We start from the raw sequence: 23,729 nt of genomic DNA, 5'->3' as shown, positions 1-23,729 counted from the left end.
TCATAATGAACAACAAGGAGGGAATCGTTGATGATCTCCATTTTTATTGTCTTCGCTATTTTTATCTTGTTTTATGTAAATAAAATGACCAGTTCCCTTTGTATTCAAAAAGAAATTCCTGAAGAACGCCAGCATAAGGTTTTTCGTACCATTAATGTTCTAGTCACTATCCTTCTGATTTCTTCATATTTGGAAATTTTATATACATAATCCAACTGTTATCGTATTGCGGGACAAAGGATATGTAATGGACCCTAAACATTAAAAAATAGAAGCGATGAGGAAATCTCATCGCTTTTAGTTTACCATTTTGAAATTAATAAACCCAAGATGCTCCGATAATAATTAATAAAATGAAAAGAACAACGACTAACGCAAATCCTCCACCATATCCACCTGCACCAGACATATCTTTACCTCCTTTCAGCAACCTTTAAATTTTTTAGTAAATCCAGGAAGCTCCAACAATAATCAATAGTATGAAAAGTACTACAATTAGAGCGAAGCCAGCTCCATATCCACCACTCATCGTAATACCTCCTTTTTCATTTGCTACCATATACTATTCAACCGGTATTCATTTCGTTTAGGCATTTGCCAAAATTTTTTGGAAAAGTCTAGAGTGGATTTGTGCAATATTCAAAAAACAAACACAGTTTAATTTTTTGCAGTAGTTCGCATTTATGTTATAGTAGAGATTGTGGACAAGAATATACTGTTTAGGAGAGATTTCAACATGAAAAAATGGATTTTAGCCCTTTCTTTAGCAAGCGGGGTTCTTGCTTTAAGTGCTTGTAATCAAAGCGGATCTGATACAGTTGCAGAGAGTAAGGTTGGTAATGTTACCCAAGAAGATCTTTACAATTCGATGAAGACAAAATATGGTGAACAAGCCCTCCAGCAGCTTGTTTATGAAAAGGTTCTTTCTAAGAAGTACAAGGTAACCGATAAAGAATTAAATGACAAGATTGACCAATTAAAATCGGATCTTGGTGCAAACTTTGAAACTACCCTTGCTCAATATGGGTACAAAAGTGAAGATGACTTAAAGAAAACGATGAAGCTTGGCATGCTTCAAGAAAAAGCTGCGCTCAAGGATGTCAAAGCAACAGAAAAAGAAATGAAGGACTACTATGATAACTATAAGCCAGAAATTAAGGCACGCCACATTCTTGTTGCTGATGAAAAAACTGCAAATGAAGTAAAGAAAAAGCTTGATGGCGGTGCAAAGTTTGAAGATGTTGCTAAAGAATATTCAACAGATACAGCATCAGCACAAAACGGCGGTGATTTAGGCTGGTTTGGCTCTGGAAAAATGGATCCTGATTTTGAAAAAGCAGCCTATGCATTAAAAGTGAATGAAATTAGTGCTCCAGTGAAAACACAATTTGGCTATCATATTATTCAGGTTACCGACAAAAAAGAGAAAAAATCCTATGCTGACATGAAAAAAGAAATTGAATATCAAGTAAAATCATCTAAATTAACTAGTGATGACATTAACAAAGCTATGGAGCGCGAGCTTAAAGCTGCAAACGTAAAAATAAATGATAAAGACCTTAAAGATGCACTGAAGCCACAAACTTCAGCAGCTGCTGGACAATAATAAAAAAGCGGAAGCGCCCAATTTGGCGTTTCCGCTTTTTTTATTCACCTGTTGCCTTTAGTTCTTCTCTCTTTTCTTTTTCGCGTTCAAGACGTTTTATATAGATTTCTCCTTCTTGCTCAATGTTTTCTAATTCAAGCCTTCGCTCTTCTCTGCCTGTTTTAATGGCCATCAGTGCACTTACTACAATTCCAACCACAACTGCATAAATCCAAATAGGAATAGTCAATATCATTTGCTCCTTTCATTAGTGGCTGTCCACTTTTTATTAACAACATATTCATTACGATAAAAAAAAATAACCCATGATGGGTTATTTTATTTATGAAAAACTGGCTTATAGAATGACCGATTATCCAATGCATAAATTCGCTCAGAAAATTCACCAGGCTTTACTCTTTCGAGAGCTCTGTCAAGCATATTCATTTTTGCATCGAGGTTATCAATATAATGAAGAATCTCCGCCTCTTTAATTAGTGGCGGTTTCGGGCTGCCCCATTCAGCTTTACCATGATGGCTTAGAACCAAATGCTGAAGTATAAGCACTTCCTCTCCTGTAATTCCCAGTTCCTCGGCTGCTTTGCCGATTTCATTGATCATAATGGTGATGTGCCCTAGTAAATTACCTTGGATCGTATAGACGGTAGAAATGGGTCCGGATAACTCCATTACTTTTCCCATATCATGCAAGATCACTCCTGCATAGAGTAAGTCTTTATCAAGACTAGGGTACAAGGATGCAATTGCCTTCGCTAGGTCCAGCATGCTAACGACGTGATAGGCTAGCCCTGAGACAAACTCATGATGGTTTTTTGTTGCTGCTGGGTATTCCAGGAACTCCTTTTGATGTTTTTTGATTAAATGGCGGGTAATTCGTTGGATGTTTGGATTTTTCATTTCAAAAATATATGAGGTCAGCTTGCTGACCATCTCATCTTGACTAAGCGGAGCTGTTTCGAGAAAATCATCCAATTTAACGCCATCTGATGGTGCGGATCGTCGAATCTGACGAATTTTCAATTGGCTTTTTCCGCGATAATTTTGTAAATCCCCCTGAATTTTGACAATATTTTGGGCTGCGTAGGTTTTTTCTTCCTCTTCACCAACATCCCAGAGCTTTGCCTCTATCTCACCGCTTTGGTCCTGAAGGATTAACGTCAAAAACGGCTTGCCATTACTCGCAATTCCTTTTGTTGAACTTTTTATTAATAAAAATAATTCAACCTGTTCCCCAATCTCATAATGCAATACACCTTTAGCCAACATATCCACGCTCCTTCTTATAGTACGAGTATAACATACCTAGCTATTACTCTATGAAATAATCTGAACAGCACCTTTTTCCAACCGAAGAACATTTTCCTTTTTAAAATAAGGAAGGATATGACTATGGCACGTGAAAAATAAAATCTGATTACCATCCAATTGATTAAGAAGCTGAAGAACTTTTTCAGTCCTGCCGGCATCAAAATTTACAAAACTATCGTCAATGATGATTGGGAAATGGTAGTTTTCATAAAGTGTAGTTGCCAAGGCAAGCCGAACTGCTAAATAAAGCTGTTCTGTCGTCGCTTGACTTAGTTCATTCGCTTCAAATAATGTATGGTCTTCCCTTTCAACTAAAAAGCCAGTACCTGATTTTTGCAGATGAATCTTTTGATAGCTGCCATTTGTTAGAAATGATAGATATCCTTCTGCCTTTGATAACATCCTTGGTAGATGAATTTTCTTGTACCTTTCAATTGTACTTACAAGAATATCCTGCGCCAAACTATAAACCGACCACTCTTTGGCTGTTTCTTCTAATTCAAATTTTTTCTGTTTATAGTGATGTAGAATATCAGAATACAAACCCCCTTCTTCAAGTGCCTGGATTTCGTATTTTATTGATGCCAGCTCCTCTTGGAGGTTCTTTAATTTTGCTTGTAAACCTTGTATTTGGCGATTACATTCAATCAATAATTCTTCACCATTTTGAAGTTTTAAATAGCTGTCTCTTTCCGGCTCTGAAAGTATGGAGAAATGCAGTTGGTTTTGAATGGATTCAAGACGTTCAAGAAGCTTTCCCTGCTTTGCTGCTTTTTCACCAAGTTCATAGTATTTTTGCTCTGAATCTACCTCAGCATCATCTATGAGCTTTTGGTATTCAAGCTGAAGATGGCCTTGTTCTTGCTTTTTTAGCAGCAATTCAGCTTCAAGGTCGGCTAATTTTGAAACTCTTTCTTGACTCTTAATCTGTTTTTCATGCTCTTCCTTAAGCTTATTTCGCACTAAATAAGCTGTTTTTTGTAATTCCAAACTCATCTCCGGCAAATACCTACTTGCAATTATATTTAGGTCTTTCACAATTTTAGCCTGCTGTTGATTAATGTGCTCAAGTCTTTCCAGCATTTGTTTTTTCTCACGTAATACTAATTTATATTGTTCAATTAAATGGAAGGCTTCCTGTAAGAAAGTATTGGCAATATATTCAGGAATCTTTAATTCACTGCTTATGGAAAACAGCTGTTCCTTATTTTGTGCCGCTTCTAGTTCCCATTCCTCAAACTTAGTAATTACCTTTTCATAATGCTTTTGCTGTTGTTCTAACTTAATTTTCGACTTTTGCAGCTGCTCTAGACGGAGATTATCCAGCCTTAATTGTTCCTCCAACTGTGAAAAATCTTTAATTTCAGCTGATTGTAATTTTTGAAGGATTGCTTTTTCCTTTTCTTTTAATTCCGTTAGCATTGGATCAACAGTCTTTTGTTTGGAATTATTAAGGCTACTAATCATGAAATAGGTGATCATCAAGCATCCAAGACCCCCAAATGCTAATAAAGCAACCTGCTTGGTTAACAATCCATATAAAGCTATTGCTAGTAATATTAGATCAAAAATAACAAATTGAAACCTTCTCTGCTTAACAAACCTTTCCTTTTCATTCTTTTCCCGTTCAAGTGCCTGTTGGTAAAATTCAAATTTATCATGTATAGACTTTAATTCTGCCTCCAAGCTTTTTTTATCATTTCCTTGGTTAACTTGTTCAGCAAGCAGGTCTCTTTTTTGCTTTGGTAAACAAACGGATTCTGTTAAGCGGATTTCTTTTTCAATTTCCTGCAGATTGTTTTTTTCTTCTCTAAATTGCGCCTCCAGGTCTTCTTTAGCTTCCTCTAGCTTTAGCTGTTTTCGCGAGACCCTTTCTACCTGATTTTTTATATAAATATTAGTATTAATCGAGAGAATTTCTTCTTCATTAATATTCAAATGAAGTCTTTCTTTAATAGCCGCAAGCTTTTCTTCAATTTCTAGCAATTTTGTTTCACATTGCTGCTTTTCAAGTTTCAATTGATCATAAAGAGGTACTTGATCGAGTGATGATAAAATTGCTGCTTCATTTTCCAAAATAGAATGCTCAGGCTGAATATCTTCTAGTTCTTTTTTTATTTGGATAATTCTTTCCTCTAGGCTGGCAATTTGGGCATTATAGGGATGAATGAGCGAAGTTAATTTTTCTATTCTTTCAATTCCACGGGTAGGAAAGGCTATTTCTCCTAGTTCACCGAGATCTTTTTTCGTCCATTTTTCCTCTTTTACGATTGCCTCAATTCTTTTCCATTCGGATAGTTTTTCTACCTTTTCATGCATTTCCACAAGGGAATGATTTACATTTTCCATTTCCTGCTGGAGCTTTTCTTTTTTATCGACAAGAAGTTCGTAGTCCTTATTTTTTGCTGCCGCTTTTTTTAATTCTGCACTAATTTCATGAAGTTCTTGAAGTTTTTCATTTATAATAGGTTTCTTTCCGGATGGTTTAAAGCGAAAATCTAATTCTTTTTGCAAAATGTATTCGGTTTTCGCTAATTTTTCCGTCCCTAAGGTCCCTGCGGAAAATAAAAACCTTCCAATTTCTTCACCCTTCATTTGATGAATATTCTGCAGTCCTTGTAAATTAAAGGAAAAAATCGCTTGAAATAGACCCTTATCGAAATTTACAAGTATTTCTTTCAGCAGTTCCTCGCCGCCAACCTTCCCATTGTCAATGATAACCGTTACGTCACCTGCTGCTTTGCCCTTTACTCGTTCAATGACTGCATATCCGTAATCTTCATGATAAACTTTTATTTTCCCCCCATATTTATGATGATGTTTCGGCTCGTAGCGAAGTTCAGTTTGTTGTTTCGTAGGGAACCCAAACAAGACACCATGAATAAAGGCCATTATCGTCGATTTTCCGGCTTCGTTTTCACCAAAAAAAACTTGGAATTCGGATATGTCATTGATTTTTACATTCTCAAGTTGACCATAGCCATAAATCTGCAGCTCGACAATTTTCAATATGGATACACTCCCTTCTTTTAAGATTGATAAAGTAATTCGATTAATAGTTTCTCAGCTTGTTTGATTAGAGTATCTTGCTCTTCCTCTGTTAAATGGGATAAATATTTCCGCCCTAATGGATGATTATATAATGGAGTAATGGCCGGGTTTATTTCTTGGTAATTATCTATCGTCTCAAAAAGCTCGGCATAAAAATTTGCTTCCGTTTTTAAGTGTTCTTTGTCAAATTGCTGTGATGCCATCATCGTTAACTCGAAAGTCCATACAAATGATTCTTCTTCTCGTTCATCCGCAATAAGCAGTTCTAATAGTTCCTCGCTTAACGCCCTTTTCTCCCGGTCATCATTCAAATGAACATTTTCTAAATGAAGAGTTAAAAGTGTTCCTGTTTTATCCTGTCGGATGTCATTTATTTTTGCAGACAAGAGCTTAAGGACTTCGTCAATAGAATTTGCTGGTGCAGCATCTAGGAATGCTTCCTGCCATACAATATCAGAGGTTTCTATAAATTTCATATTTACATCCGATTCTGAAAGCTCTACTAAATAGCAGCCTTTTGTTCCTGTTTCCTTCTTATTTCTCCCCTGAATATTTCCCGGATATATAATAGGTGGGGTTTCCGATAAAACTGCCCGCTTATGGATATGTCCTAAGGCCCAATAATCAAAACCTTTTTCATTTAGTTCTTGGATGGAGAAAGGCGCGTAGTTATCGTGCTCCGTGCCAGAACTCTCATTGCCATGAAGAATACCGATATGGAAATCGGCCCCTTCTACTTTCATATATTCATCTATTTTTCTATCGAACACGTGCCTGGTTGGATAACTAAACCCATAAAGGTGAACCTTTTCACCGCTTCTTGTATGTAGATCCTTAACCTCAACCTCACTATCAAAAATATGGACATTTGCCGGCATATCCAAATGGACCCATGAACCATTTAAGTGATCGTGATTTCCATGAATAACAAAAACAGGAATATGATGCACTAAAAGCTTCTGCATCTCTGTTCGAAACCGTGACTGGGCACGCAGGCTGCGGTCTTCTCCATCAAATAAATCACCGGCTATTATGACAAAATCGACTTGATGGCAGATCGCTGCAGCTGTAAGCTTTTTTAAGGCCGTGAAAGTACTTTCTTTAATTCTTGAAAAGATGTCTGGGGGCAAATGTTTTAATCCAACCATTGGGCTATCTAAATGCAGATCCGCTGCATGAATAAACGTTATCTTTTTCATCAAAAATATTCCTTTCTTCCTCTTTTCTTTCATTTTAACACCTTTAAAATACGAATGCACGTTCTGTAATAAAAATAATAATAAGCCTTACCAAAAACGGCAAGGCTTAAACCTTCTATTTATTCTTAGTTAATTGTAACGCTTTTTTAATATCTTTATAGGAATTTGACTGCCCATACATTAACACTCCGCCACGATATACACGGGCACCGAATACGGCTAAAGCAACAATAGTGATTACAAGGATGGATATTCCTAATATCGCCTCCCATGCTGGAATGGTCAGCATCCCAACACGCAAAAACATAATCATTGGTGTAAAAAATGGAATATAGGACGTTGCCGTAATAAACGGGGCGTCCGGCTTTCCAAGCCCAAACATGGCAATCATAAAACCTCCAACCACTAGCAGTGTCATTGGGGTGATCATCTGCTGGACATCTTCAATTCTGCTGACGAGAGAACCTAAAAAGGCCGCCAGTGTTGCATAAAGGAAATAACCGAGAATAAAGAAGATGACCGCATACATAATCGTTACCCCTGGTATATCTTTAAAGCCGTAGACCCCAAAAAAGCCGTCTTTTAATGAATCCATATTCTTGGTTAATGAGTAATAACCCACGATTAAAAATACCGCCAGCTGCGTTAGGCTTAATAAACCGATGCCAATAATTTTGGCAAACATTTGCTTAATTGGCGAAACGCTTGATATTAAGATTTCCATGACCCTTGAGGATTTTTCGGTCGCAACCTCCATCGCAATCATATTGGCATACATAATAACGCTAAAATAAATGATGAAAAGAAGAACATAGACAAGGCCTCTTGCTTGGTTCAATTCCTCTTCCGTTTTCGCATTTTTTTCTAGGGCAAATTTTTCAAAAGTCACTGGTTCATATAGCTTTTCAAGTTGAGTGGGAGTCAAATTTATTTGCGTTGCGGCAAGCATGGTTTTTACCTGCTGCAAACTAGTCTGCAAGTCCGTAAACAAAGACGAATCTGCAATGCTCCTAGCTTTATAGGTTGCTTCCGGAAGCTTTTCATCATTAAAGCGTAATTGAATAAGTCCTTTAAATTCGCCTTTTTCGATAGCTTTTTCCGCTTCTTTTTCTGTTCCATTATACTTAGTAAGTTTTATATCTTTATTTATTGCAGCAGCTTGTTGTTTGAAAGGTTCATAAAGATTTCCTGTTTCATCGAGCACGGCTACTGTTTCTTTACCGCCATTTTTATCAAATATTGAAATGATATTATTTAAATTTGTGAGGGCGAGCACAATCACAACGGTTAAAAGGGTGGTGATAATAAACGATTTGCTTTTCAGTTTGTTAAGATAAGTATGAAATAAGATAATCCAAAAATTATTCATATGAATTACCTACTTTCTCTATAAAAATATCATTTAAAGAAGGTTCTTCAAGGGCAAATTTTCGAATGAATCCTTTCCCTACTATTTCTTTTAATATTTTTTCTGCAACTGGCTCCCCTTCAATCTGCAAATGAACTCCTTCCATTGTTGATTTCGCCCTTACAACTCCAGGGAAATTTTTTAACTGGTCTAATTCAAAATCAGCATGGATTACAAGATTCTTTTTGCCGAATGCCCGCTTGATTTCTTTTAATGAACCATGTACGACTGGACTTCCCTTATGCAAAATGCAGAGGTGCTCACACATTTCCTCGACATGCTCCATCCTGTGGCTTGAAAACACAATGGTCGCCCCGTTTTCCTTTAAAGTCAGAACGGCTTCCTTTAACATTTCCACATTAACAGGATCCAGGCCGCTGAATGGTTCATCGAGAATTAATAATTTTGGTTTATGTAGAACTGCAGCAATAAATTGGATTTTCTGCTGATTCCCTTTGGAAAGCTCCTCCACCTTCTTATTCTCATACTCTGGTATTTTAAATCGCTCTAGCCATGATTTTAATTCAATTAGAGCATCATTTTTTTGCATCCCCCTTAATCTAGCTAAATAAACGAGTTGGTCACGGACTTTCAGTTTTGGGTACAAGCCTCTTTCCTCAGGAAGGTAACCGACTAAGTGGCTGGCAGAATAATCAATCGCATTTCCATCCCATGTGATTCTTCCGCCGGTCGAATCCAAAAGGCCTAGAATCATACGAAAGGTCGTGGTTTTGCCCGCCCCGTTAGCTCCTAAGAAGCCAAACATTTCTCTATCGGGAATTTCTAAGGACAATTGATTGACAGCTGTAAATTGCCCAAAACGCTTCGTCACTCCTTCAAGTTTGAGTACCATGTAAATCACTCCTTCCAATTTCATACGTTTCAAACAGGAAAAAGTTTTAAATTTTTTCCTTTGAAAAATATTAAGAATTATGTGAAAATAATAGTGATTATTTTTAAATAAAGGGGTATGTGTGATGAAAACTTATAAACTAACAGCCTTTGAAGCAAATGGAGAAAAGCTTTTAGATGAAGCCTTTCAGGCAGAAAATGATGATGCTGCTAAGAAGCAAGGTGAAAAACTATTATCAGAGAAAAACTTATTAGAAAAAACACATCGCTGCGTCTCACCAAGCGGTAAGTTATTGTTATTTCATTCTTAGAAAAAGCAAAGAAGCTCGAAAGCTTCTTTGTTTTTTATTTGCCGATAAAAGTTGGCTTTCTTTTTTCAATAAAGGCCTTAATTCCTTCTTTATGGTCTAAGGTTTCCCGCATTTTCTGCTGGCCGTATTTTTCTAATTCCAAAATTTTTAATAATTGCGGCCGGTTCTTTTCTGCTAAAATCTTTTTTGTTTTAATCATTGCTTGGACTGGGCGGCCTAGCCAGTCGGTAATTCGTGTATGTAATGTCTCTTGAAGATCTTCTTCCGCTACTTCCTGAACAAGACCCAGCTTATATGCTTCTTCCGCACTCATCATTTTACCGTCCCAAATCACTTGCTTTGCCTTCGTTTCACCTAATCTCTTTTCTAAAAAGAAATGCGCCCCGCCATCAGGAATAAGGCCAATTCCAATAAAATTCATTGCCAGCTTGCTTGCCTTATCTGCAATAATATAATCAGTCGCTAATGCTAAACTGAACCCTAATCCGGCAGCAGCTCCTGATACAGCACTGATCGTTAATTTTGGGATGCTATAAAGCGTGATAATCAATTCACTGATGCAATCCATAACCGGCAAAAAATCGCTTTCATTCATGTTGGAGAGCATGGTTTTAATATCTCCGCCAGCCGAAAAGGCTCTCCCCTTGCCTGTTAGGACAACGATATCAATATCATCAGATTCGCTAATTTCCTTTAGTTTACAGACGAGCCCTTTAATAACATCTGTATCCATTGCGTTCATTGAATCTGGACGATTCATTTCTACCGTTGCCACACGGCCTTCAATTTTCACATTGATCTTATCCGTAACAAAATTCATCAATTTAAACTCCCCCCTAATAGTTCATTCAGTTCCATTATAGCTGGAAATGGAAGGAATAAAAACAAACTTTCTTAATATATTGAATCTTCTTCTAATATTTAAGTGCACAGCAAAAGGACAAAAGGCTGAACCTTTTGTCCTTAATTCTAATTTTTTGGAAGAATATCTTTTTGGACCCGTTCCCTTAATGCCATTTTCAGGAATTTGCCAACTGAAGTTTTTGGAATGTCCGAAACAAATAGGATATCATCTGGAATCCACCATTTAGCAAACTGTGGTATTAAAAACTCAAATAGCTCATCCGACGTTGTTTTTCCTTTAAAAGCATCTTTTAAAACAACACAGGCAACCGGACGCTCTTGCCACCTTTCATGAGGAACCGCGACAACGGCTGCTTCAAACACAGCATCATGTGCCATCAAGGCATTTTCTAAGTCAACTGAGGAAATCCATTCGCCGCCGCTCTTGATCAGATCCTTTGTCCGATCCACGATTTTCACAAATCCTTCCTCATCAATTGTCACTACATCTCCCGTATGGAGCCAGCCATCCCTGAAAGCATCCAAGGTCCGTTCGTCGCGATAATATTCGGAGGCAATCCATGGTCCTCTAATACATAGTTCTCCCATTTCATTTCCATCCCAGGCTACTTCGCCATCCTTGCCGACAATTTTCATTTCTAAACCTGGAACAAGGGTCCCTTGCTTCGCTCTAATATTTAGTTTCTCCTCAGGATCTAACTCCTTTTGGTAGCTTTTTAAAGTAGAAATTACGGCTAGCGGGCTTGTTTCTGTCATCCCATAGGCATGCATAAAAGGAATTTTATGGCGCTGCTCATATGCCTTAATCATGCCTTTTGGTGCAGCAGATCCTCCACATAAAACCCCTCTTAAACTGCTCAAATCATAAGAGCCTTCATCCAGTTCTTTTAATAGTCCCAGCCAGATTGTAGGGACCCCTGCTGTAATCGTTACCCTTTCCTGTTCGATAAGCTCAGCCAGCAATTTTGGTGTAAAATTTGGCCCTGGTAAAACTAGAGAAGTGCCAAACCAAACGGCGGCAAATGGCATTCCCCAAGCGTTGGCATGGAACATTGGTACCACAGGAAGGGCGATGTCCTTTTCGCTTAAGGCCGCGGTATCCGCTAGACCTAAAGCCATACTGTGCAGATAGATGCCGCGATGCGAATAGACCACACCTTTTGGATTTCCAGTGGTTGCGGATGTATAGCACATGCCTGCTGGATCATTTTCATCGATATCATTTGGGTATTGGTAGGCAGGATTTGCTTCAGCTAATAGGTCCTCATAGTGATAGACAGGGGAAAGCTTTGTTTCCGGAAGTTCCTTTTCATCGGTCATGACGACATAAGCTTTAACGTTTGGTAATTCATGCGCACATTTTTCAAGTAATGGCAGGATGTCTGCGTCAACTAGCAGGACCTTGTCCTCTGCATGATTAATGATGTAGGTAATATGCTGCGGGGCAAGACGAATATTGATAGTATGAAGTACCGCTCCCATACATGGTATGGCAAAATAGGCTTCCAAATGGCGGTGATGATTCCAGGCTAAAGTTCCTACTCTATCACCTTTAGTAACGCCTAACGTAATCAAGGCGTCGGCGAGCCTTCTAGTTCTTTCGGCAATTTGTTTATAGGTAAATCTATTGATGCCGCTTGCCGTTCTTGAAACCACTTGTTTCTTTGGAAAATAATTTTCTGCTCTTTCAATCATTTGCGTCATCGTTAAAGGTGTTTGCATCATAAATTTATCCCCTCCATTAATGAAAGCGTTTTAATTTTATAGTATTCTATGAAGAATATCCTATAAAATATTCGACATTCTAGTTTAATAAACCTTTATTAAGAACGAAGCCAAAAAAATTCTCCCGCTTCATTAAGCAGGAGACCCTTTTTCCGAGAATAATTCATCTAAAATTTTGATTTTCTCTTCTGTATAAGCTTCAAAACCGTCATTGTAGGATTTTGGATCCTTTGGATTGGCAAAGTGTGTAATTTTTCCTGTCAAAGGATCAACAAATTTACTTGCTGCACCACAGCCAAGACCAATTATGGTCTGAACTTCTTCCATAATCATGATATTATAAATACTTTCTTGACTTGGCAAAGAGTAACCAACGTTTTCCAAATTGCCTAGGATATTCTTTTGCCTGTATAAATAATAGGGTACATAGCCATGGCTAGATGTCCAGTTCTCAGCGAGTTCCATCATTTTTTCCACTTCGCCGCGGTCTGCGACCTTATATTTTTCTTTATTCTTAGTCATTTCAGAGGCACGCTTAAACGACAAGGTATGAACGGTTAAAGATTCAGGCATCAGTTTTTCAGTTTCATTCAAGGAGTGGGTAAATTCAGGAATCCCTTCACCTGGCAAGCCTATAATTAAGTCCATATTAATATTGTTCATGCCCATCTGTCGTGCAAGATGATATTTTTCAATAGTTTCTGTTACCGTATGATGTCTGCCGATTGCTTTTAAGGTTTCTTGTGTATATGACTGAGGATTAATGCTGATACGATCAATCTTCCATTTTTTTAATACTTCCAATTTTTCAGGACTGATTGTATCAGGACGACCAGCTTCAACCGTAATTTCGCGAATCTTATCAACTTCCGGGAAGGATGTGTACATTTCCTCGTAGAGCATGTCCATCTCTTCAGCGGTAATACTTGTTGGGGTTCCGCCTCCATAATAGACGGTTGTAATCCTGATTCCTTTTTCCTTTAACCATGCACCGAGTTTTTTCATTTCATAATGAAGACCGCCCAAGAAAGAGTCAACGGAGCCTTGACGTCCGTTTATCGCATAGGCCGGGAAGGTGCAATAAGCACATTTTGTTGGACAGAAAGGGATACCGATATAAATACTCACTTCTTTTTGCAGTGAATATAGGTCCGGAACTACTGTCAATTGACGATCAACGATTTGTTGCATAAGTTCGATTTTTTCATCTGTAATCAAGTAATCTGCCTTTAATTGTTGATGCGCAGCTTCAAATGGAATCCCTTCCTGAACTTTTTTGTGCAGCAGTTTTGTCGGTCTAACCCCAGTTAAAATGCCCCATTTTTGGGTAATACCTGTGTAATCCTGCAAAACTGTTAAATAAACGTGGGAAACAGCATTTTTTATCTGCTTAAAACGTTCTTTTTCTGAATCTGTTATTTGTATCGCTCTTTGATATTCTGAGGCAAAGACTTTATCGTCTTTACTCTTCAATTCAGCTGAAACCAGTATTTTATCCTGAACCTGCAAGTTAAAATTTATTTGTATATCAGCTTCTTCACCGACTGACTTGAAAATCTGAGACTCTTCAAAAAACAAATTGGCTATCAGCTGGAGCGGCCGATTGAATCTTTCATCCTCTAATCCTATTATTGAAATCCGCAAGTATATCACCTTTCAAATTAAACTTCCTTAAGTGTACAAAATCAGTAATCTAAGGTCAATATAGTGGAAATTATTCCATAAAAGCAAAAAAGATATCAATGGCTTCCGCCGATGATATCTTTGTATGGTCAATTTTTTATGATTTTCATCTTCCGTAAAAACTCAATCGGCTGTTGTTTTCTAAAGTGTTCTTTTACCATATAGGCTACACCCTGTTCATTTTGCGACCTCGTGACCCAATCTGAGGCTTTTTTTACAGCAAAATCAGCATTCCACATCGCGACCCCTAATCCGGCTGCCTCAATTAATGGTATATCGTCTAGTCCGTCACCTATATAAACCACTTCTCTCGCTTTAAGCCCAAGCTGATTAGCAAGGCTGGTTAATCCGGCAAGTTTGGAAACACCAGAAGGGACAATATCTACTCTTAATGAATCTAGTTCGATAATTTCAATCTCAGTAAACATTTTACTAAGCACTTTTTTGGCATCAATTAAATCGCTTTTTTCTTCAAAATATACCTCAATCTTTGGCGGTGTTACAGGCTGATCATGTAAATGTTCACTTAAGGAAGAAACAAACTGCTGGGAATAAAAGATAGGGTCGCCTGAGGTAAAAACCGTTTTTGCTAATAAATTATTTTGGAGCTTGAACTTATTTGCCAGCGAATATTGTTCATGTACCAGCCTTATTTGGCACGGGATGCCCTCTAGGAATCTTACTGTATCGTAGGTAATATCCTCATTAATCCGTTTAACATAAATCGGCTTTTCTAATTCGCTTGCAATTAAAGCACCCTGATGTGTAATGAGCGGTAATTTTATCTTTAATGCCTTAGCCACCTTTTTCGCTGATGGAAAACTTCTTGAAGTAACGAGTGTAACATAAATCCCTTTTTGCTGAACATATTCTATGGCATCCTTCGTTGACTTATGAATTTTTCCATTCGTTTGTAATAGTGTTCCATCAATATTTAAAGCAAGCAAACGATAAATCATTTTGTTGCCTCCTGTTCTTGGTGAAATTACCCTTATATCACTTTTATGACAGTTTATCCATTTATATGACTAACCCAAGAACAAGAAAAAAGCCTTCGGTTTTGGCACCGAAGGTTTGAAAGTAATGTTATTGCATTTTCCCGTAAAGCTCTTCTAATGGTTTCATAATAATTTGGTTAAGTTCCCCAATAATCATGCTCATCCGTTGTTCAGCTTGCATAAGATTGGCAATTTTTGCATTCTGTTGAACTTGGGCAACCGTTGCCTGAGCCTGTTGCACTTCTTGGTCAGAAATATTCTGTCCCATCATCTGCTTTTGCTGCAGGTTCATTTGCATTTGCCGGAACTGGTCAAACATCTTTTTAGCTGCTGGATCTGCATTTACTTCATTGTAGGCATTTTTTAATGCTGTATATTCATCGCTTTGACGAATAGCTGTTTCAAGTGCATAGGCGGAATCAAATAAATTAACTGCCATTTTAAACCACTCCCTTTATTTATTGCCTGTGTTAAACCAGCCTGTTGATTTCCACTCCAATCAACAGGGTTAAAAAATCAACAGTAACATTTAACACAGCCAATTGATAAACAATTCCACTCAACTATAACAAACTATTCAAATAAATGCGAGAATGTTCAATTCACCATCCATAACGTTAAAACATACGATACCTATATCAACTAATGCCCATTTTTGAAAAATAAATGAGGAGTGATTATGTCTTTTTCATTTTCAACCATTTCAATTATTCCAATAGTGTCTTCAAAACAACATGACCGCTTCATACAAATATCCCGCCAACTGTTTCAACATTTTCAAATTAATAACAATCAGGAAATAAAAATCACCATTGGCAGGTCATCTAAAAAGGTAAACATACAAATTGTAGAAATGGATAGCAACATAGTGCTAATACCCGATTCTATCATGACGGCATTAGATTTACCTTCCATAAAAATAAAGTTACAGGCCTTTTACCGTCGTGACATACAAACACTTCAGCTCGGCCCAGTCGTAGGATTGCTAACCGATTTCGCAACTGATGAAATAAACCAACCGCATTTTCGTTCTATCCATGGTTTTTGTGAAGAACTTCATCAAGGAATTTCTGAAAATGGTGGTTTATTCTATGTGTTTTCATTAGAACAATTTTCATCACAAGGATATTACTTTAACGCAGGAAAATGGAGTCCTGCAAAGCTTCCTTTACCTGATGTCATCTATAACCGCATTCATTCCCGACTTCTTGAACAAAAAAATCAATTTCAGGACTTCCGTAACAGAATTGAAAAGCTGAACATCCCATTGTTTAATGACCGTTTTCTCTCTAAATGGGAAGTGTATAAACATATTAGGGAGGAGAACCACTTAATCCCCTATACACCTGAGACTAAAATTTATTCAAAAGAAAGCCTTTTTGAATTTGTTCAAAAATATCAAACAGTTTATATAAAACCTATTCATGGAAGTCAAGGAAAAAACATTATCAAAATAGTAAGGGAAAAGGAAAACCTATATCGTTTTCAAACATCGTTTACCACACATACCGCCAAAATTGAAAGTATTTATTCGCTAGAGGATATCTATCAACGAATTAAGCCCCTGCTCACCAATCGAATCTTTCTTATTCAACAAGGAATTTGCTTAATTACCCAAGACTCCCGATCTATAGATTTTCGGGTGTTATGCCATAGAAATGAAAATGACGTTTGGGGTGTGACTTCTATGGTAGCAAGAGTCGCAAATGAACAAGAATTCGTTTCCAATTTAGCTAGAGGCGGAACATTACTTCGGCCGCTCCAGGCCTTATTAACATGTATGGATCGAAGGAATGCTCTTCAAACTCTCTCCCTTATGAAGGAATTATCAATTGAAATTGCGGAAAACATAGGCCGACGCTCAACGGGTATAACCGGAGAGCTTGGAATTGACATTGGGGTTGACGAAGGAGGAAAACCTTGGCTAATAGAAGTAAACTCAAAACCTTCCAAACTATTTGAAGACAATCCCGGTAAAATTAGACCGTCAGCAAAAGCGATTATCCAATTTTGTACAAAGCTGGCCAAAGACGTTATTTCTGAAAAGGAGGTTGAATAAATTGATTTCATTTGGAATCATTTCCCTAAAGCTGGATAGTGAAGATTCTTATATTAACGATATCGCTAAACTTGCGGAATCGTGTGAAATGGAGTGTTACCGTTTTATCCCTACTGAAATTAATCCCCATACACTTCAGGTACGAGGTAAAAAATTTAATGCAAAAACTTCTCAGTGGATAGATTTAGAGTTTCCAATGCCGCCCATTATATATGATCGTTGTTTTTATGGTGATGATGAACATTCCAAGCTTTGCCTGCCAATTGTTTCATGGCTTAAAAGCAGAAACGATATTACTTTTTTAGGCTACGGATTACCCAACAAGCTTGAACTCTACCATTCACTTAAAAACACAGCATTATCTGCCTATTTACCACCGACAAAATTTGCAGATGATTCAAGGATCATCTTAAAAGAACTGAATAAGTTAAAGAAAATTATTATAAAGCCAATTAATGGGTCTCAAGGATTTGGCATTTATTCATTGAAGAAAAATGACAAGACCTTTCATGTCAAAACAGAGAAACAAAAAAAGATTATTTCGCGGATTTTTCCAAATGAGTCCAAGCTTATCAAGTGGCTGGATCCATTGATAGCTACCCGCCATTACCTGATCCAGCCGTTTCTGGAATTATCTAATGATGAACTTCAGCCCTTTGATATTCGCATTCTCATGCAAAAGAATATTCAGGGAGTTTGGGGTGAACTTGGCAGAGGTATTCGATTAGGTAATTCTGGAGGCATCTTATCAAATTTAAGTGCCGGAGGTTCCGTTATTACCTTTTCGGATTGGACATCATCATTGCAGCCGGCAAAAGGAAAGTATATCCGAGAGGAGTTAGAATATATCCTTTCCCAGCTCCCCCTTCTGCTTGAAAAAGAATTTTTGCCATTATTTGAGCTTGGTGTCGATATAGGTATCGCTAAAAACGGATCTATTTGGATTCTAGACATTAATTCCAAGCCAGGGAGAAAGGTTATTTTAGAAACTCAGCCAACTTTAAAAGAATCACTCTACTTAGCTCCACTTCTATATGGAAAACATTTATTTCAGACCGGTCAATCAGAAAGGAAGAACTTTCATGAGAAAACGTTATCTCATTGAAATTGCCCCAAATAATCAATTGATCGTTTTTTGTCCGCCTTCACTAATTAAAGAAAAAACTATAAAAAGAATAGCCTTCGGGTCAAAATCGATGGAAGTTGATTTCCGCCCCCATCCAGACAAAAATGACCGAATTGTGATTAGTAAAGAAATTCAAAAGGCTATACATTTCCCGTCCTTTAGTATTCCGCTCCATATTTTTTTAGAAAAAGAAATACTTTATATTGGACCGCTCGTTGGAATCTTCACTGCCGGATTTACACAAATTCCGGAACAGCCCATTGGAGAAAGAACGTTATTCTTTTCAAAACTTTTATCAGTAAATAAAGAGGTTGGGGCAATTGCCTATCTTTTTGGAGAGCAGCATATTGATTGGGAACGCGGGATAATTGAGGGGGTCTTTTTTCATGATTCCTCTTGGCATCATTTCGAAGTGCCCTTTCCAAATGTTATTTACGACCGTCTGCCAAATCGCAGAAGTGAAGGAAATCCAAAATTAATCAAAGTGAAAAACAGATTACAAAAAGAATGCCTTATTCCCTGGTATAATCCTGGCTTCTTTAATAAGCTAGATATATACGAGAGACTGCAGCAGGATGGTTCAGTCGAAGCCTATCTTCCAGAAAGCCATCCGTTAACCTCTTTTTCCTTAGTTGAAAGGATGCTTTCAAATTATGGTCATGTGTATATTAAACCTAAAAACGGAAGCCTTGGACTAGGTGTACACCAAATTATTTTTGATAAATCTACATCTGAATATTTTTGCCGGTACCAAGACGACCAAGGCATTAACCGCTTGCGCAAATTTTCAAGCTTAGAAAGATTGTTTCAATCCGTTTTTGGTAATAAATCACTTGAAAAAATGCTGGTGCAACAAGGCATTCATTTACAAAGGCATGACAGTCGGTCCATTGATTTTCGTGTTCATACGAATAAGGACGATTCAGGAACTTGGCATGTAACCGCCATTGCAGCCAAAATTGCTGGTGCAGGCAGTGTTACAACACATACTAGAAGCGGTGGAGCGATAAAAACGATAGAAGAGATTTTTCCGAAGGATGAATGCGAATTATTTACTAAAAAATTATCGAATGCTGCCCTCTTATTAAGCAAGGCTATTGATAAAAATATTTCGGGAATTATTGGCGAGATTGGTTTTGATTTAGGTATCGACCGAAACGGTGAGGTATGGCTCTTCGAAGCAAATTCTAAGCCAGGAAGATCCATCTTCAGTCATCCAGAACTAAAACCATTTGATTTATTAACTCGAAGATTATCTCTAGCCTTTGCCGTATTCCTGACAGAACAATCCCTATTCCACCCAGAGGAACTTTTCAAATGAAAAGCGATAAAAAAACTCCCCTCATTGGTATTATGACTGCACGTAAATCTAATGGCGCAATAACAGGCAATGGCCCGCTTTTTATAGAATTGCAAAAAAAGCTTATTTCCCTTAACGGAATGAGCTTTATTTTTACAATCGAAGGGGTAGAACAGGATACAATTAAAGGATATTCCTTTTCACCTAATGAAAATCGATGGATACAGAAAACATTTCCATATCCTGACCTTGTTTATAATCGAATCCCTTTTCGCAAATCAGAACAAGATAAACGATGTAAACACTTTTTTTCCCACTTAAATGAAAAAAGGATTCCTTTTTTTAACCCTTGTTTTATTGATAAATATGAATTGTTTAATTTGTTAAAAAACCATTTGAGCCTTCAACGTTACTTACCACAAACCATTCTTGTCCAAACAAAAAATGATTTTTTTTTATTTCTAAAGAAGTATAAGAATGTTTATTTAAAACCAAGTCAAGCCTCCAAAGGAAAAGGCATATACCGCTTACGAATCATGAATTCAAGGGAAATTGAGATGGAGGGAGTAAAAGAAAAGAAAACCTATACCTCCTTTCATCATTTTTGGGAAGACTGGCACAAAGAGCTGAAAGATAAAAATTATATTGCGCAAGAAGAAATATCCTCAGCCAAATATAATGGAGCACGTTTTGATTTTAGAATACTAGCTCATGCATATAAAGATGATTTTAACCTAACAGGGATTGGTATTCGTTCATCACATGAACAAGAAATTACGACCCATATTCCATCAGGTGGGAGGCTTCTCCCCTACCAACTTCTGCAAACGACCGCACATGACCAATTCATTCAAACAATCGTCCCTCAAATAGGAAAGGCATTATCAGAACAGTTTGGCTTTTTTGGAGAATTTTCGATTGATGCTGCAGTAAGTGAGTCAGGAAAATATTATATTTTTGAAGTAAACTCCAAACCAATGAGCTTTGACGAAACTGAAATCGAAGATAAGAAAATCGAGCAGCTTTGCCGTTTATTCGTCCAGCTGGCAAATTATAAAAAGTAACAGAATATCTATTTAAATAATCTCCAAAACAAGGTAAGCTAAAAATAACCTGAGAAATCAAAGGGGGATTATCATATGCTCATGCACTTTCAGTTTAAGCCTTTATTTGAAAATAAAAATATACCAGGCTGGAGTTTTTCCTTTTATTATAAAAAGCAAAGATTCACCGGAATTTACCACCAAACCGGAAAAATTGAATGGACCACAAATACTCCTGAACAAGTAGATATTGAAGCGTTAACAAGCCAGATTCATGAACTAATGCTCTATCATGTTTATGAATGAAAATTTATCCTTTCCCACACAATAAAGATATAAAAGGGAAAGGATGGATAATCATGGAAAAAGGGAAAGATCAGTTAACAAATCAAGGCTCTGCACATGAGGGCAGAGACAAGGCGTTTATGGATGTTGACCGCATGATTAATGAGGGAATGTCAGGCGGTTCTGTGCACGCCCGATATGATTCAACCAATATTGAAGAGGCACGAGATTTGGTTGAAGAACAACCACCATATGAGTGTGATTAAAATCTTTGCATATAATGGCAGGCTGGACCGTAAAAGGCTCGGCCTTTTTTAATTTCATGCTTTAGAACTCAACTGTTATAATAGAACCAATAAATTTTAATGACGGGGAAGGTACGATGCTACGAAAATTATTATCTATATATAAGAATTCCACTTTATTTCCCGGTCGGCCCACTCATCCTTCCGAGTTAGTTTATACGTTTTATGATGAGATTGCGAACGAATGGATTGGCATACCAAAAGCAGAATTAGGAGAAAAAGAGTTAACTCTTCTTAAAACGATTTATGAATTAGTCGAAATCCAGCCAGTCTCCTTTTCGAGAATAGGTAAAACTTGGTCTGAATTTCTATTATCTGATGGCCCTCCCCCTATATACAAGGATGATACACCATTGCGATTTATTCATTTTTATATTACTGGTGATGATCATCATCAAGAAGAAATGGAATCAGCCTTAAAGGGGTTCTTCTCTGAAGAGATTCTAATTATTTGGGAAAGCAAAAATAGGGGTATCGTCATCGAAGAAAAAAAACAAATTTTTCTTTCAGAAGAAGAATTATTGTCGATGGCCGAAACTTTGGAAAGTGATTTTTACGTTAAAATTTCTTTTTTTATTGGAAAACTAAATCCATTTTCTATTCAACTTCGGACTAAATTTAAGCAAGAACAAGAATACTTTTCATTTGCAATTGCTGATCTTGGATTTTCTAATATCCTTTCGTTTGAACGAGTATTTCCGTCTTATTTAGCCCGTCATTTGCCGGATGAATTACAACAAAAGATAAACCAGGAAATATTTGAACTATTTTCGAATGATACAGAAATGTTTTCCACAATTAAGATTTTTTTAGAACAAAATTTAAATGCCAGTATGACGGCTAAAAAATTATTTATCCATCGAAATACTCTGCAATATCGAATTGACAAATTTACCGAAAAAACCGGGATTGGCTTAAAGGATTTTTACGGTGCCTTTACCGTCTTTTTAGCCTGTCTTTTGTTTGAACAGCAAAAAAAATAACAATATGCCCAAAAAAGCGTTTTCATTCTTTGTGCAGACTGTCCATATAAATTTTAATCCCTCCCCTGTAAACTAAAGTTACAAAATGATATTGGGAGGAATAAAAGAATGGCAGAATTAAAATTAGATCATATTTATAAAATTTACGATAATAAAGTAACCGCTGTACAAGACTTCAATTTACATATTGAAGATAAAGAATTTATCGTCTTTGTCGGACCATCTGGATGCGGAAAATCTACTACACTTCGAATGGTCGCAGGCCTTGAGGATATTTCAAAAGGTGATTTCTACATTGACGGCAAAAGAGTGAACGATGTAGCTCCAAAAGATCGTGATATTGCGATGGTTTTCCAAAACTATGCCCTCTATCCTCACATGACAGTTTACGATAATATGGCGTTTGGATTAAAGCTTCGCAAATTTCCAAAAGATGAAATCGACCGTCGTGTAAAGGAAGCAGCAAGAATTTTAGGATTAGAAGCATATTTAACACGTAAACCAAAGGCTCTTTCAGGTGGACAACGCCAGCGTGTCGCTTTGGGTCGTGCCATCGTTCGTGATGCAAAGGTATTCCTTATGGATGAACCTTTGTCTAACCTGGATGCTAAGCTTCGCGTGGCGATGCGTGCTGAAATTGCCAAGCTTCACCGCCGCTTAAATACAACAACCATCTATGTTACCCATGACCAAACAGAAGCAATGACAATGGCTTCCCGTTTAGTTGTTATGAAAGACGGTATCATTCAACAGGTTGGTACACCAAAAGAAGTTTATGAAAAGCCAGAAAATGTGTTTGTTGGCGGCTTCATCGGGTCACCAGCGATGAACTTTTTTAATGGAAAATTAGAAGACGGCAAGTTTATCATTGGAAAATCTTCAATTGCTGTCCCAGAAGGGAAAATGAAGTATTTACGTGAACAAGGGTATATTGGAAAATCAATTATTCTAGGCGTACGCCCAGAAGACATTCATGATGAACCAGTCTTCATTGAGGCATCTACAGGTACTAAGATTATTGCCAACATTGATGTAGCTGAATTAACTGGAGCAGAAATGATGGTATATTCAAGTCTTGGAGAACAAGATTTTGTTGCCCGCTTAGATTCACGTGCAGATGTTAAACCAGGTGATAAATTAGAGCTTGCGTTCGACTTAAATAAAGCACATTTCTTTGATGCTGAAACAGAAGGAAGAATCCGCCCATAAAAGTGAATTATTGATAAGTCCCGTTTTTAACCAACGGGGCTTATTCTTTTATAAAAATAATTTCATCTTTTTGACAAGTTGGGCAGCGGTAAAGATGTGGACACTTCTCTCCAGAATTTGTGTCTGAAAAACCATCCTCCATTTTCATTAAATCAATTTCCATATACGGACTGTAATCATCATAAAAATCCATTAGTCTGCCGCTCTCTATCATTGAATCTCCGCAGTTTGAACACATTAAATAGGCTTCGCGCAAACCATTACAAACCGGACATATCGCCATATTCTTCACCCTTTTGAATAGTAGATACCTTTAGTTTGTGTTACTTCACTTCCCCTAAGTAATGGAATAAATTACTAATCAATTCTTTCGAATAAGTCTTTACTTTTTAATCATAATAAAATTACAAGCAA

At 37.2% G+C, this 23,729-nt stretch carries 25 protein-coding genes; 11 read left to right on the top strand and 14 right to left on the bottom strand.

The features are described 5' to 3' along the window. Positions 1-30 precede the first annotated feature (30 nt). The gene (locus V7161_RS13545) at positions 31-210 is read left to right on the top strand and encodes a hypothetical protein (protein WP_213116688.1); all 180 of its coding nucleotides are present in this window, start codon (positions 31-33) and stop codon (positions 208-210) included. A gap of 106 nt (positions 211-316) precedes the next feature. Here V7161_RS13545 and V7161_RS13540 read toward each other — a convergent pair whose 3' ends face one another. Continuing rightward, positions 317-409, bottom strand: a complete 93-nt coding sequence (locus V7161_RS13540; RefSeq protein ID WP_223592945.1) for a YjcZ family sporulation protein — start codon at positions 407-409, stop codon at positions 317-319. A gap of 33 nt (positions 410-442) precedes the next feature. Further along, on the bottom strand, positions 443-529 hold the full coding sequence (locus V7161_RS13535; protein ID WP_223593141.1) for a YjcZ family sporulation protein: 87 nt from the start codon (positions 527-529) through the stop codon (positions 443-445). A 207-nt stretch (positions 530-736) separates the two neighbouring features. On the opposite strand from V7161_RS13535, the gene V7161_RS13530 reads away from it, so the two are divergent. Further along, a complete protein-coding gene (locus V7161_RS13530) occupies positions 737-1,606 on the top strand; it encodes a peptidylprolyl isomerase (protein WP_335445650.1) in 870 nt (289 codons plus the stop codon). A gap of 40 nt (positions 1,607-1,646) precedes the next feature. Here the strand turns inward: V7161_RS13530 and V7161_RS13525 are convergent, their stop codons facing one another. From V7161_RS13525 to V7161_RS13500, 6 genes are all read right to left on the bottom strand, one after another. Next, positions 1,647-1,841, bottom strand: coding sequence for a sporulation YhaL family protein (locus V7161_RS13525; RefSeq protein WP_420491622.1), 195 nt, complete (start codon positions 1,839-1,841; stop codon positions 1,647-1,649). A gap of 83 nt (positions 1,842-1,924) precedes the next feature. Then, positions 1,925-2,869, bottom strand: a complete 945-nt coding sequence (yhaM, locus tag V7161_RS13520) for a 3'-5' exoribonuclease YhaM (RefSeq protein ID WP_335445747.1) — start codon at positions 2,867-2,869, stop codon at positions 1,925-1,927. Between the two features lie 51 nt (positions 2,870-2,920). After that, complete coding sequence (locus V7161_RS13515) at positions 2,921-5,923, bottom strand: ATP-binding protein (protein ID WP_335445648.1); 3,003 nt, start codon at positions 5,921-5,923, stop codon at positions 2,921-2,923. Positions 5,924-5,943: 20 nt separating this feature from the next. Continuing rightward, positions 5,944-7,164: a metallophosphoesterase family protein gene (locus V7161_RS13510; protein ID WP_335445646.1), complete on the bottom strand. Its 1,221-nt coding sequence runs from the start codon at positions 7,162-7,164 to the stop codon at positions 5,944-5,946. A gap of 115 nt (positions 7,165-7,279) precedes the next feature. Further along, the gene (locus V7161_RS13505; protein ID WP_335445644.1) at positions 7,280-8,533 is read right to left on the bottom strand and encodes an ABC transporter permease; all 1,254 of its coding nucleotides are present in this window, start codon (positions 8,531-8,533) and stop codon (positions 7,280-7,282) included. Beyond that, positions 8,526-9,425, bottom strand: a complete 900-nt coding sequence (locus V7161_RS13500) for an ABC transporter ATP-binding protein (protein ID WP_335445643.1) — start codon at positions 9,423-9,425, stop codon at positions 8,526-8,528. The genes V7161_RS13505 and V7161_RS13500 overlap by 8 nt, the downstream gene beginning before the upstream one ends. Positions 9,426-9,549: 124 nt before the next feature. On the opposite strand from V7161_RS13500, the gene V7161_RS13495 reads away from it, so the two are divergent. Beyond that, complete coding sequence (locus tag V7161_RS13495) at positions 9,550-9,735, top strand: YhzD family protein (protein ID WP_335445641.1); 186 nt, start codon at positions 9,550-9,552, stop codon at positions 9,733-9,735. A 34-nt stretch (positions 9,736-9,769) separates the two neighbouring features. Here V7161_RS13495 and V7161_RS13490 read toward each other — a convergent pair whose 3' ends face one another. From V7161_RS13490 to V7161_RS13470, 5 genes are all read right to left on the bottom strand, one after another. Next, positions 9,770-10,555: an enoyl-CoA hydratase gene (locus V7161_RS13490; RefSeq protein ID WP_335445745.1), complete on the bottom strand. Its 786-nt coding sequence runs from the start codon at positions 10,553-10,555 to the stop codon at positions 9,770-9,772. A 149-nt stretch (positions 10,556-10,704) separates the two neighbouring features. After that, on the bottom strand, positions 10,705-12,324 hold the full coding sequence (locus V7161_RS13485) for a long-chain fatty acid--CoA ligase (RefSeq protein ID WP_335445640.1): 1,620 nt from the start codon (positions 12,322-12,324) through the stop codon (positions 10,705-10,707). 132 nt (positions 12,325-12,456) lie between these two features. Next, a complete protein-coding gene (locus V7161_RS13480; protein ID WP_335445638.1) occupies positions 12,457-13,968 on the bottom strand; it encodes a coproporphyrinogen III oxidase in 1,512 nt (503 codons plus the stop codon). A 128-nt stretch (positions 13,969-14,096) separates the two neighbouring features. Continuing rightward, positions 14,097-14,966, bottom strand: coding sequence for a Cof-type HAD-IIB family hydrolase (locus V7161_RS13475; RefSeq protein ID WP_335445636.1), 870 nt, complete (start codon positions 14,964-14,966; stop codon positions 14,097-14,099). A gap of 127 nt (positions 14,967-15,093) precedes the next feature. Next, positions 15,094-15,444, bottom strand: coding sequence for a YlbF family regulator (locus tag V7161_RS13470; RefSeq protein WP_289982887.1), 351 nt, complete (start codon positions 15,442-15,444; stop codon positions 15,094-15,096). A 240-nt stretch (positions 15,445-15,684) separates the two neighbouring features. On the opposite strand from V7161_RS13470, the gene V7161_RS13465 reads away from it, so the two are divergent. From V7161_RS13465 to V7161_RS13430, 8 genes are all read left to right on the top strand, one after another. Then, a complete protein-coding gene (locus V7161_RS13465; protein ID WP_335445634.1) occupies positions 15,685-17,064 on the top strand; it encodes a YheC/YheD family endospore coat-associated protein in 1,380 nt (459 codons plus the stop codon). A gap of 1 nt (position 17,065) precedes the next feature. Continuing rightward, a complete protein-coding gene (locus V7161_RS13460) occupies positions 17,066-18,169 on the top strand; it encodes a YheC/YheD family endospore coat-associated protein (RefSeq protein WP_335445632.1) in 1,104 nt (367 codons plus the stop codon). Continuing rightward, a complete protein-coding gene (locus V7161_RS13455; protein ID WP_335445630.1) occupies positions 18,147-19,511 on the top strand; it encodes a YheC/YheD family endospore coat-associated protein in 1,365 nt (454 codons plus the stop codon). The genes V7161_RS13460 and V7161_RS13455 overlap by 23 nt, the downstream gene beginning before the upstream one ends. Further along, a complete protein-coding gene (locus V7161_RS13450; protein WP_335445629.1) occupies positions 19,508-20,554 on the top strand; it encodes a YheC/YheD family endospore coat-associated protein in 1,047 nt (348 codons plus the stop codon). The genes V7161_RS13455 and V7161_RS13450 overlap by 4 nt, the downstream gene beginning before the upstream one ends. 75 nt (positions 20,555-20,629) lie before the next feature. Beyond that, a complete protein-coding gene (locus tag V7161_RS13445) occupies positions 20,630-20,839 on the top strand; it encodes a YheE family protein (protein WP_335445627.1) in 210 nt (69 codons plus the stop codon). 53 nt (positions 20,840-20,892) lie between these two features. Further along, positions 20,893-21,084, top strand: a complete 192-nt coding sequence (locus V7161_RS13440; protein WP_223592967.1) for a hypothetical protein — start codon at positions 20,893-20,895, stop codon at positions 21,082-21,084. 116 nt (positions 21,085-21,200) lie between these two features. Beyond that, positions 21,201-22,106: a PucR family transcriptional regulator gene (locus V7161_RS13435; protein ID WP_335445626.1), complete on the top strand. Its 906-nt coding sequence runs from the start codon at positions 21,201-21,203 to the stop codon at positions 22,104-22,106. A gap of 108 nt (positions 22,107-22,214) precedes the next feature. After that, a complete protein-coding gene (locus V7161_RS13430; RefSeq protein ID WP_335445625.1) occupies positions 22,215-23,315 on the top strand; it encodes an ABC transporter ATP-binding protein in 1,101 nt (366 codons plus the stop codon). 40 nt (positions 23,316-23,355) lie between these two features. Here the strand turns inward: V7161_RS13430 and V7161_RS13425 are convergent, their stop codons facing one another. After that, positions 23,356-23,598 carry a hypothetical protein gene (locus V7161_RS13425; RefSeq protein ID WP_335445623.1) on the bottom strand — a complete coding sequence of 81 codons (243 nt, stop codon included), beginning with the start codon at positions 23,596-23,598 and terminating at the stop codon, positions 23,356-23,358. Positions 23,599-23,729 lie beyond the last annotated feature (131 nt).

Origin of the sequence: Neobacillus drentensis, assembly GCF_036965425.1 — a bacterium.
In the GTDB taxonomy this organism is placed as follows: domain Bacteria; phylum Bacillota; class Bacilli; order Bacillales; family Cytobacillaceae; genus Neobacillus; species Neobacillus drentensis_F.
Note: the sequence above shows the minus strand (reverse complement) of the source record. Positions and strands in the feature narration are given on the sequence as shown.

Coding starts and splice junctions, on each gene's coding strand:
- V7161_RS13545 (WP_213116688.1), top strand. CDS start 31: ATGATCTCCATTTTTATTGTCTTCGCTATTTTTATCTTGTTTTATGTA.
- V7161_RS13540 (WP_223592945.1), bottom strand. CDS start 409: ATGTCTGGTGCAGGTGGATATGGTGGAGGATTTGCGTTAGTCGTTGTT.
- V7161_RS13535 (WP_223593141.1), bottom strand. CDS start 529: ATGAGTGGTGGATATGGAGCTGGCTTCGCTCTAATTGTAGTACTTTTC.
- V7161_RS13530 (WP_335445650.1), top strand. CDS start 737: ATGAAAAAATGGATTTTAGCCCTTTCTTTAGCAAGCGGGGTTCTTGCT.
- V7161_RS13525 (WP_420491622.1), bottom strand. CDS start 1,841: ATGATATTGACTATTCCTATTTGGATTTATGCAGTTGTGGTTGGAATT.
- V7161_RS13510 (WP_335445646.1), bottom strand. CDS start 7,164: ATGAAAAAGATAACGTTTATTCATGCAGCGGATCTGCATTTAGATAGC.
- V7161_RS13505 (WP_335445644.1), bottom strand. CDS start 8,533: ATGAATAATTTTTGGATTATCTTATTTCATACTTATCTTAACAAACTG.
- V7161_RS13500 (WP_335445643.1), bottom strand. CDS start 9,425: ATGGTACTCAAACTTGAAGGAGTGACGAAGCGTTTTGGGCAATTTACA.
- V7161_RS13495 (WP_335445641.1), top strand. CDS start 9,550: ATGAAAACTTATAAACTAACAGCCTTTGAAGCAAATGGAGAAAAGCTT.
- V7161_RS13490 (WP_335445745.1), bottom strand. CDS start 10,555: ATGAATTTTGTTACGGATAAGATCAATGTGAAAATTGAAGGCCGTGTG.
- V7161_RS13485 (WP_335445640.1), bottom strand. CDS start 12,324: ATGATGCAAACACCTTTAACGATGACGCAAATGATTGAAAGAGCAGAA.
- V7161_RS13475 (WP_335445636.1), bottom strand. CDS start 14,966: ATGATTTATCGTTTGCTTGCTTTAAATATTGATGGAACACTATTACAA.
- V7161_RS13470 (WP_289982887.1), bottom strand. CDS start 15,444: ATGGCAGTTAATTTATTTGATTCCGCCTATGCACTTGAAACAGCTATT.
- V7161_RS13465 (WP_335445634.1), top strand. CDS start 15,685: ATGTCTTTTTCATTTTCAACCATTTCAATTATTCCAATAGTGTCTTCA.
- V7161_RS13455 (WP_335445630.1), top strand. CDS start 18,147: ATGAGAAAACGTTATCTCATTGAAATTGCCCCAAATAATCAATTGATC.
- V7161_RS13450 (WP_335445629.1), top strand. CDS start 19,508: ATGAAAAGCGATAAAAAAACTCCCCTCATTGGTATTATGACTGCACGT.
- V7161_RS13445 (WP_335445627.1), top strand. CDS start 20,630: ATGCTCATGCACTTTCAGTTTAAGCCTTTATTTGAAAATAAAAATATA.
- V7161_RS13440 (WP_223592967.1), top strand. CDS start 20,893: ATGGAAAAAGGGAAAGATCAGTTAACAAATCAAGGCTCTGCACATGAG.
- V7161_RS13435 (WP_335445626.1), top strand. CDS start 21,201: ATGCTACGAAAATTATTATCTATATATAAGAATTCCACTTTATTTCCC.
- V7161_RS13430 (WP_335445625.1), top strand. CDS start 22,215: ATGGCAGAATTAAAATTAGATCATATTTATAAAATTTACGATAATAAA.
- V7161_RS13425 (WP_335445623.1), bottom strand. CDS start 23,598: ATGGCGATATGTCCGGTTTGTAATGGTTTGCGCGAAGCCTATTTAATG.